The 8,912-nt window shown below is 70.7% G+C and carries 10 protein-coding genes; 5 read left to right on the forward strand and 5 right to left on the reverse strand.

Going from position 1 to position 8,912, the window contains the following annotated elements; all coding sequences use genetic code 11:
* Positions 1–96 precede the first annotated feature (96 nt).
* The 5 genes from G6045_RS36865 to G6045_RS36885 form a co-directional block, all read right to left on the reverse strand.
* Positions 97–852, reverse strand: a complete 756-nt coding sequence (locus G6045_RS36865) for an SDR family oxidoreductase (RefSeq protein WP_165336595.1) — start codon at positions 850–852, stop codon at positions 97–99.
* 43 nt (positions 853–895) lie between these two features.
* On the reverse strand, positions 896–1,681 hold the full coding sequence (locus G6045_RS36870) for an SURF1 family cytochrome oxidase biogenesis protein (protein ID WP_165336596.1): 786 nt from the start codon (positions 1,679–1,681) through the stop codon (positions 896–898).
* Positions 1,682–1,774: 93 nt separating this feature from the next.
* Positions 1,775–2,008 carry a hypothetical protein gene (locus G6045_RS36875; RefSeq protein WP_165336597.1) on the reverse strand — a complete coding sequence of 78 codons (234 nt, stop codon included), beginning with the start codon at positions 2,006–2,008 and terminating at the stop codon, positions 1,775–1,777.
* Positions 2,009–2,094: 86 nt separating this feature from the next.
* The gene (locus G6045_RS36880; protein WP_165336598.1) at positions 2,095–3,066 is read right to left on the reverse strand and encodes a DEDDh family exonuclease; all 972 of its coding nucleotides are present in this window, start codon (positions 3,064–3,066) and stop codon (positions 2,095–2,097) included.
* Between the two features lie 47 nt (positions 3,067–3,113).
* Complete coding sequence (locus G6045_RS36885) at positions 3,114–3,758, reverse strand: TetR/AcrR family transcriptional regulator (protein ID WP_165336599.1); 645 nt, start codon at positions 3,756–3,758, stop codon at positions 3,114–3,116.
* A gap of 105 nt (positions 3,759–3,863) precedes the next feature.
* Between G6045_RS36885 and G6045_RS36890 the strand changes: the two genes are divergently transcribed.
* From G6045_RS36890 to G6045_RS36910, 5 genes are all read left to right on the forward strand, one after another.
* On the forward strand, positions 3,864–4,715 hold the full coding sequence (locus G6045_RS36890) for an acetoacetate decarboxylase family protein (RefSeq protein ID WP_165336600.1): 852 nt from the start codon (positions 3,864–3,866) through the stop codon (positions 4,713–4,715).
* Complete coding sequence (locus tag G6045_RS36895; protein ID WP_165336601.1) at positions 4,715–5,599, forward strand: SDR family NAD(P)-dependent oxidoreductase; 885 nt, start codon at positions 4,715–4,717, stop codon at positions 5,597–5,599. Before G6045_RS36890 ends, G6045_RS36895 begins: the two co-directional genes overlap by 1 nt.
* A gap of 12 nt (positions 5,600–5,611) precedes the next feature.
* Positions 5,612–6,910 (forward strand): amidohydrolase family protein, encoded by a 1,299-nt coding sequence (locus tag G6045_RS36900; RefSeq protein ID WP_165336602.1) that lies wholly within the window; start codon positions 5,612–5,614, stop codon positions 6,908–6,910.
* Complete coding sequence (locus tag G6045_RS36905) at positions 6,907–8,178, forward strand: amidohydrolase family protein (RefSeq protein WP_328708038.1); 1,272 nt, start codon at positions 6,907–6,909, stop codon at positions 8,176–8,178. The genes G6045_RS36900 and G6045_RS36905 overlap by 4 nt, the downstream gene beginning before the upstream one ends.
* Positions 8,179–8,214: 36 nt before the next feature.
* Positions 8,215–8,912, forward strand: a 698-nt coding sequence (locus G6045_RS36910; RefSeq protein WP_165336603.1) for a VIT1/CCC1 transporter family protein, incomplete at its 3' end; no start/stop codon positions are given.

The raw sequence follows: 8,912 nt of genomic DNA on the forward strand, positions 1-8,912 counted from the left end.
ATTGAGCAGATCCGAACTGCGTGCGGTTCTGCCCAATCGCCGCAGGGGCTGGATGGTCTGCTCAAACGCCGCAGGGGCTGAAGTCGGGCTGAAGGATCAGAACCCCCGCAGCGCCCCACCATCCACCGGCACCATCACCCCCGTCAGATACGAAGCCGCCGGCGACAGCGTGAACGCGGCCACGCGGCCGAACTCCTCCGGGGTGCCGTAGCGGCGGAGCGGGATGCGGGACTCGTTGGCGGCGCGGGCCGCGTCCGGGTCGGGGGAGAGGCCGTCCAGCTGGCGCATGCGGTCCGTGGCGATCCGGCCGGGCAGGAGGCCCAGGACGCGGATGCCGCGGGGGCCGACCTCGTCCGACAGGGACTTGGCGAAGCCCGCGAGGCCGGGGCGCAGTCCGTTGGAGATGGTGAGGCCGCCGATCGGCTCGTACACCGAACCCGACAGGACGAAGCCGATCGCACCGCCCTCGCCGAGCTCCGCCGCCGCGCCGCGCGCGAGCCGTACCGCGCCGAGGAAGACGGAGTCGAAGGCGGCCTGCCACTGCTCGTCGGTGTTGGAGGCGGCCGTGCCGGGGGCCGGGCCGCCGACGCTGATGAGGATGCCGTCGAAGCGGCCGAAGCGCTCACGCGCGGTGTCGACGAGCCGCTGCGCGGTGGCCGGGTCGGCATTGTCGGCGCCGACACCGACGGCGTTCTCGCCGAGCGCGGCGGCCGCCTCGGCGGCGGCCTTCTCCTCGCGCCCGGTGATCACGACCTTCGCGCCGTCCGCGACAAGCGCGGCGGCACTCGCGTGGCCCAGGCCGCGGGTGGCTCCGGTGACGACGTACACACGGTCCTTCAGTCCAAGATCCATGGACCCATCCTGCCGCGTACGCCCCGTCAGGGGGAGACGGGGGTCAGGCCGGAACCGCCTCGGTCCGTTCCTCGGATGCGGCGGCCGAGCGCTCGCGCCGTTCGCGTACTTCCCGCCGTACGAGGAAGACCCAGCCGACCGGGACGGCCGCCGTGAACAGCCACCACTGGATGGCGTACGCGAAATGGTTGCCGATCGAGTCGTGGTCCGGCTCGGGCAGCTGCTCGGGGGAGTCGGTCGCCGGGTGGGTCAGTTCGATGTAGCCGCCGAGCACCTCCTTGTTCAGGAGCTGGGCCTGCTGCTCGCTGCTGATCAGCATCACCTGGCGGTCCGGCAGGCCCTTGAGGTCCTTGATGCCGCTCGCGTCCGTGGTCTGCGAGGCCATCAGACGGCCCGTCACCGTGAGCTCGCCCGACGGCGGCGGCGGAACCTTCGGGAACGCCTTCTGGTCACTGGCCGTGGGGACCCAGCCCCGGTTCACCAGGACGACCTTGCCGTCCTGGAGCACGAACGGGGTCAGGACGTGGAAGCCGATCCGGTCGTCGGAGTTGGTGCGGCGGCGGACGACGACCTCGTGCCCGGTGTCGAAGCGGCCGGTCGCGGTGACCCGGCGCCAGTAGTCGGCGCGCGGCAGGGTCTCGTCCGGCGAGGTGAGCTCCTCGACGGGGACGGGCTTCGCGTCGAGGCTCTTCGCGATCAGCGCGTTCTGTGCGACGCGGGCCTGATGCCGGTGCAGCTGCCAGAAGCCCAACTCGATCATCACGGGGATGAGCACGAGGGCGAGCAGGGTGACGAACACCCACTGCCGGGTCAACAGGAAGCGGTACACGCCGACGACGGTACCCCGGCATGCGAAGGCCCCCTGCGGGAGGGGTCCCGTAGGGGGCGTTATCGGTCGGTAAGCGGTCAGGACGCGAGGCGCTCACACCCGGTCGACGATGCCCACCTGCCCCTCCGCGCGCGAACAGTGCGCACCGCAGTACCAGTGCCCCTCGACCTCGACGCCCTGGCCGATGATCCGGCACCGGCAGTGCTCGCAGATGGGCGCCATACGGTGGATGGCGCACGAGAAGCAGTCGAAGACGTGGACCGCGCCCTGGGCGTGGACCTCGAAGCTCATGGAGTAGTCGTTTCCGCAGACCTCACAACGTGCCATGCGCCACACAGTGGGACCCGCATGCCGCCTCGCCGCCGAGGCATGCGGCGTGCGGGCTGATAATCACCCGGACAGCTGCCCGGGTCTCAAGGGGTCGCCGCCGCGGGCTCCACATCCCGCAGCAGCTGGCCGAACGCCGCCTCGTCCACGATCGGGGTGCCGAAGCCCTTCGCCTTGACGACCTTGGACGTACCGGAATCCGGATCATTCGTGACAAGCAGGCTCGTCAGCCGCGACAGGCTGGTCGCCACATGCAGCCCCGCCTCGACGGCCCGGTCCTCGAGCAGCTCGCGCTCGGTCGAGGTGTCGCCCGAGAACGCCACCCGCATCCCCTGGCGCAGCGGCCGCCCCTCCTCGTACCGCCCCGGATTCGGGTACGGGCTCGGCGGGAGCTTGCGGGCCTGGCGCCAGTTGGCCTGCGGACGGTACTGGTGGCCGATGCCCGGCTGCGCGGGCGGTGCGCTCCACTCGGTCAGCGGCCGGCATTCGTGCAGCGGCAGCCGTACCGCGTCCCGCGCCGCCGCCCGCAGGCTCGGCCGGAAGGCCTCGGCGAGCACCCGGGCGTCGTCGAGCGCGTGGTGCGCGCGCTGCTGTACGACACCGAAGTGGGCCGCGAGCGACTCCAGTTTGTGGTTGGGCAGCGGGAGCGCCAGTTCCTTCGACAGGGCGATGGTGCACAGCCGCTGCCGTACGGGCGGAGTGAGCGTGGCCCGCGCGTACTCGCGGGCGATCATCTGCCAGTCGAAGACCGCGTTGTGCGCGACGAGCACCCGGCCTTCGAGCCGCGCCGAGAACTCCTCGGCGATCTCGGGGAAGAGCGGGGCGCCTTCGAGGACGTCGCTCGTCAGGCCGTGGATCCATACCGGACCGGGGTCACGCTCGGGGTTGACCAGCGTGTACCAGTGGTCCTCGACCTCGCCGCGGGCGTCGAGCCGGTAGACGGCGGCGGAGATGATCCGGTCGTCGCGGGCGAGACCCGTGGTCTCGACGTCGACGACCGCATACCCCGACGGGTAGGCGGTCGGCCACGGCGTAGCGGTCGTGCGGTCTTCGAGCATGGTTCACGAGGATAAGGCCCGCGACTGACACTCCGGACCGCCGGGGCTCAGCGTGGCGCCGGCCCCAACAAGCCGTCCACCATGGCGCGTACGGAGAGCAGGAAGAGCCGCTCCGGATCCGGCGGCCCGGTAAGGCCTTTGGCCAGCGCGGGATCGTGCTCGGCGGTGGCTTCGTCCCACAGGCCCTCGTCGCCCGGGTACTGCACGGGCGCGCGTTCGCGATTGCGTTCCACGAGGACGAAGCCGACCACCTGGAAGAGCAGCGACCGTACGACGTCGGCGGCCCGGGTCCCGCGCAGTCCGGCGGCATGGACCTCGTGCACCAGGGCCTGGGTCGCGGGCTGGAACATCCGCTCCGTCAGGCCCCGTTCGTGGACCATCGCCACCAGATGCGGATGCCCGCGCAGCTGGCGGCGCAGGGCGCGGGTGACCGAGACGATGCGGGCGGCGGGGGTGCGGCCCTGGGCGCGGATCTCGCCGAGGTCGGCGACCGTGCGTTCGACGAGGGCTTCGAGCAGCGATTCGCGGTTGCCGACGTGCCAGTAGATCGAGGTGACCGCCGTGCCGAGTTCGGCGGCGAGCTTGCGCATGGTCAGGGCGCGCGGGCCGTCCTTCTTGACCATCGCCGCGGCGGCGTCGAGGACGGCGTCCCGTGTGAGTGCGCGCTTCGGCGAGCTGGGCTGGCTGGTCATCGGGTCCCCAATTTCCGTTTCCTGCACGGCTCTTTACCCTTCATCGCGGGCGGTGTAACAGTGTTACAGACTCGCGGGAACACCCCCATCGAAGGGCGGTACGCCATGGCACGAGTACGGTACGGCGCGCGCACGGAGGCCGAGATCCAGGCTTCGCGCGAGAAGAGTTCCAAGCTCCCCGACATCTGGTCGACCGGTGTGGTGGCCGTCTGGGAGAGCGATCCCGACGCGGTGGCCGCGGTGCTTCCGCCGCCGCTCAAGCCCGCCGAGAAGCCCCTGGTGCGGGCGAACATCAGCAAGGTCGACCTGCCCGGCTATCCGCTGGGCGCCGGATCGGTCGCGGTGGCCGCCGAGCACAACGGGGTCGTCGGCTGGTATCCGCTCGTGATGCCGATGACCCATGAGCGGGCGCTGATCGGCGGCCGTGAGGTCTTCGGCGAGCCGAAGAAGCTCGGCGAGGTGACCGTCGACCGGGACGGTCTCGTCGTGAACGCCAAGCTGGCCCGGCACGGCATCGCGTTCGTGGAGGTACGGGGCGCCGTCAGTGGTGACCTGCCGATCCCCGAACCCACCACGAAGACCGACTTCTACTTCAAGTTCCTTCCCGCCGTGGACGGTTCGGGCTTCGACGCCGATCCGGTGCTCGTGCACTGCACCCGTAACGAGAAGGTGCGCAAGCTGGAGCGGATCACCGGGGACATCGTCCTGCGGGAGTCGATGTTCGATCCGATCGCGGATCTCCCCGTACGCACGATCGTGGAGATCACCATCGGCGAGAAGACCACCGACCAGAAGGGCAAGGTCGTCGAACGGGTCAGCGCCCAGGCCCTGTTGCCGTACATCCACCAGCGCTACGACGACCCGCAGCAGATCCTCGACGGTCCCCCGGAGGGAAGCACAGAGGGAAGCACAGAGGGCAGCGACAAGGCGCCCCAGGCGGGGAAGGTCGACGCCTGATGAAGCTGGAAGCAGGACAGGTCGCCGTCGTCACCGGGGCCGCGAGCGGGATCGGCCTGGCGATGGCGCGGCGCTTCGCCGCCGCCGGGCTCAAGGTGGTCCTCGCGGACGTGGAGGAAGGCGCCCTGGAGAAGGCCGCCGCTTCCCTGCGCGAGGACGGGGCCGAGGTGCTCGCCCGCGTGGTGGACGTATCCGACCGCGATTCCGTGCTCGCGCTCGCCGACGCCGCGTACGACACGTACGGCGCGGTCAATGTGCTCTGCAACAACGCCGGTGTCGGCTCGGGCGCCGAGGGCCGGATGTGGCAGCACGAACCCAACGACTGGAAGTGGGCGTTCTCGGTCAATGTCTGGGGTGTCTTCCACGGCATCCAGGCCTTCGTGCCGCGCATGATCGAGGGCGGACAGCCGGGTCACGTGGTCAACACCTCGTCCGGTGACGGCGGTATCGCCCCGCTGCCCACCGCCTCGGTGTACGCGGTGACCAAGGCGGCCGTCGTGACGATGACCGAGTCGCTGTACGCGCATCTGAAGGCGGAAGGCGTCCAGGTCGGCGCGTCCGTGCTCTTCCCCGGACCGCACATGCTGCGAACCGGACTGTGGGAGTCGCACCGCAACCGGCCCGAGCGCTTCGCCAAGGAGCGGCCGCGCAAGACGCCGTACCGCAGCCTCGACCAGTGGGAGTCGGCGATGAAGGAGGCCGGCCAGGAAGTGCAGTTCACGCCGGTCGAGGAGGTCGCCGACTTCGTGGCCGAGTGCATCGAGGCCGGGAGCTTCTGGATGATGCCGGCCAGCGAGCACAGCGACCGGCAGATCAAGGCGCGGTCGCAGTCGATGCTCGACCGTGCGAACCCCGCGTATCTCGAAAGCTTCATCCTGGACTGAGAGGTGCCCGTCATGACCGATGCGCAGGATCCGTACCTGATCATCTCCTCGGACTGCCACGCCGGGCTTCCGACCGAGGAGTACCGGCCGTATCTGGACTCCCGTTTCCACCGTGAGTTCGACGAATTCCTCGCGGGCCGCGACCGGCGCCGCGAGGAGGCGACCCGGCTCGGCATCCGCAACGAGGCCTTCGCCGACAAGTGGTTCAGCGACAACGAGGAGGGCCTGAGGGGTGGTTGGGACGTCGCCCAGCGCCTGAAGGAACTGGACGGCGACGGGGTGGCCGCCGAGGTGGTCTTCCCGGACGCCGACGCCGTCGACAGCCAGACCGCCGCGCCCTTCGGCGTGGGCCTCGGGCTCTCCGGCGACCAGGACCCCGAGCTGGGGATGGCGGGCGCGCAGGCGCACAACCGGTGGCTCGCGGAGTTCGTGTCGCAGAATCCCGAACGGCACTGCGGCGTCGCCCTGTTGCCCATCACCGCCGACCCCGACAAGGTCGTCGCCGAGATCCACCGGGCCAAGGAGTCCGGGCTCGGCGCACTGATGATCCCCTCGATGTGGGTGGACCACCCGCCGTACCACGACGCCCGCTACGAGCCCATCTGGGCGGCGGCCGCCGAAGCCCAGATGCCCCTGGTCACGCACTCGGGCGCGGCGCCGCGCCACGAGTACGGCGACCACCTCGGCATCTACGTCAGCGAGGTGACGTGGTGGCCGGCCCGGCCGCTGCACTTCCTGATCTGGTCCGGGGTGTTCGAGCGGCACCCGGGGCTCAAGTTCGGTGTGGCGGAGTCGGGTTGCTGGTGGCTGCCCAACCTCCTGTGGTTCATGGACCGGCTCTACCTCGGCGCGCACGGCGGGAAGAAGCTCTCGCCGTTCTCCGCGCTGAAGCGGCCGCCGAGCGAGTATCTGGACCGCCAGGTGTTCATCTGCGCGACGAACACCAAGCGGCGTGAGCTCGCCCAGCGGTACGAGATCGGCGTGGACAACATCCTGTGGGGCTCCGACTTCCCGCACCCGGAAGGGACCTGGCCCAACACCCGCAACTGGCTCAAGAACACCTTCCACGACATCCCCGTGTCCGAGACCCGGCGGATGCTCGGTCTCGCGGCGGCCGACGTCTTCGGCTTCGACACGGACAAGCTCGCGCCGATCGCCCAGCGCATCGGCCCCACGCCGGCCGACCTCGGCCAGCCCGAGGACCAGGCCGCCGTCGAGGCATCCTGGGCCCGCTCGCGCGACGTGGGCCGGCACTGGATCACCGGCAACGACTTTCCCGTGATGGGTCCTGTGACGGGGGGGAACCCGTGAACCAGAGCCGCGGCGTGCCGAGCGCACCCACCGACCGCTACACGGTCATCTCCGCCGACTGCCACGCCGGCGCCGATCTCCTCGACTACAAGCCCTACTTGGCGTCCAAGCACCACGAGGCGTTCGACGCCTGGGCGGCGACCTACGTCAATCCGTACGAGGATCTGCTGGCCGACACCGCGGACAAGAACTGGAACTCCGACCGCCGGGTCGCCGAGCTGGAGGAGGACGGGATCGTCGCGGAGGTGGTGTTCCCCAACACCATCCCGCCGTTCTTCCCCTCCGCCGCGCTGATGGCTCCCGCACCCACGCCCGAGGAGTTCGAGCAGCGGTGGGCGGGCCTGCGCGCCCACAACCGCTGGCTCGCGGACTTCTGTGCCGCGGCGCCCGGGCGGCGCGCGGGCGTCTTCCAGATCCTGCTCAACGACGTGGACGAGGCGGTCAAGGAGATCCGCTGGGCCCACGAAGCGGGACTCACCGGCGGACTGCTCCTGCCCGGTACGCCGCCGGGTTCGGGCCTGCCCGAGCTGTACTCCCAGGTGTACGACCCCATCTGGAGCACCTGCGCGGAGCTGGGCATCCCGGTCAATCACCACGCCGGCTCGGCCTCCCCGCCACTGGGTGACGAACCCGCGGCGCGCGCGGTGTTCATGGTGGAGACGACCTGGTTCTCGCACCGCGCCCTGTGGCACCTGATCTTCGGGGGAGCCTTCCGCCGTCACCCGGACCTGAAGCTGGTCCTGACGGAACAGGGCTCGGGCTGGATCCCCGGCGTCCTGGACATGCTGGACTACTACCACGCACGCCTGGTCAAGGCCGCGACCAAGGCGGCGGGCCCGAAGGCGAACACGGCGGAGTCCAAGTTCGGCCAGGGCCTCGCGGCCTCCATGGGCAAGGGCCCCTCCGAGGTGTGGCGCGAGAACTGCTTCGTCGGGGCGAGCTTCATGCGCCCGCACGAGGTGCCGCTGCGCGACCGGATCGGCCTCGACAAGATCATGTGGGGCAGCGACTACCCGCACGACGAAGGCACCTATCCGTATACGAGGGAGGGCCTGCGGATCGCCTACGCCGGTCTCGACCCCGCGGAGATCACCGCGATGGTCGGCGGCAACGCGGCCCGCGTCTACGGCTTCGACCTCGACCTCCTCGACCCGATCGCGGCGAAGGTCGGGCCGACGGTCGAGGAGATCGCCGAGCCCCTGAAGGAACCGCCGGCGGACGCGACTTCGCCGGTGTTCGCCCCGGGGGGCAAGGTCCGCGTGTGGTGACCCGGTCATGCCGGGAGGGCGTGAGACCCTCCCGGCATGACCGCTCCCGACGCGCCCGAAGTGCCCCACGAGCCGCACGACCAGGGCATGTCCACCCGTCTGAACTGGCTGCGGGCCGCGGTGCTCGGCGCCAACGACGGCATCGTCTCCACCGCCGGGCTCGTGGTCGGCGTCGCGGGCGCCACGTCCGACCGCTCGACGCTGCTCACGGCGGGCCTCGCGGGACTGCTCGCCGGCTCCATGTCCATGGCGGCCGGCGAGTACGTCTCCGTATCGACGCAGCGCGCCTCGGAGAAGGCGGCGCTCGCGATGGAGAAGCGCGAACTGCGCGAACAGCCGGCGGCCGAACTCGACGAGCTGGCACAGCTGTTGGAGGACCGCGGGCTCAGCGCCACTGTGGCCCGCGAGGCGGCGGAGCAGCTCACGGAGAAGGATGCGCTGCGAGCGCATGCGCGCGTGGAGCTGGGCATCGATCCGGACGAGCTCATGAATCCGTGGCATGCGGCGTGGGCCTCGTTCCTCGCCTTCACGGTCGGCGCGCTGCTGCCCCTGCTCGCGATCGTGCTGCCGCCCGAGTCCGTACGGCTGTACGTGACGGTGGGCGCGGTGCTGGCCGCGCTGTGGCTCACGGGGTGGTGGAGCGCCCGGCTCGGGTCGGCGCCGACGAGGCCGGCGGTGCTGCGGAACGTGGTCGGGGGAGCGCTGGCGATGGCGGTGACGTATGGGGCGGGGTC

It is taken from the genome of Streptomyces mesophilus, assembly GCF_011044995.1.
In the GTDB taxonomy this organism is placed as follows: Bacteria; Actinomycetota; Actinomycetes; order Streptomycetales; family Streptomycetaceae; genus Streptomyces; species Streptomyces mesophilus.

Excerpts from the sequence above, each read along its gene's own strand:
- G6045_RS36865 (WP_165336595.1), bottom strand. The coding sequence starts at position 852 with ATGGATCTTGGACTGAAGGACCGTGTGTACGTCGTCACCGGAGCCACC.
- G6045_RS36875 (WP_165336597.1), bottom strand. The coding sequence starts at position 2,008 with ATGGCACGTTGTGAGGTCTGCGGAAACGACTACTCCATGAGCTTCGAG.
- G6045_RS36880 (WP_165336598.1), bottom strand. The coding sequence starts at position 3,066 with ATGCTCGAAGACCGCACGACCGCTACGCCGTGGCCGACCGCCTACCCG.
- G6045_RS36885 (WP_165336599.1), bottom strand. The coding sequence starts at position 3,758 with ATGACCAGCCAGCCCAGCTCGCCGAAGCGCGCACTCACACGGGACGCC.
- G6045_RS36890 (WP_165336600.1), top strand. The coding sequence starts at position 3,864 with ATGGCACGAGTACGGTACGGCGCGCGCACGGAGGCCGAGATCCAGGCT.
- G6045_RS36895 (WP_165336601.1), top strand. The coding sequence starts at position 4,715 with ATGAAGCTGGAAGCAGGACAGGTCGCCGTCGTCACCGGGGCCGCGAGC.
- G6045_RS36900 (WP_165336602.1), top strand. The coding sequence starts at position 5,612 with ATGACCGATGCGCAGGATCCGTACCTGATCATCTCCTCGGACTGCCAC.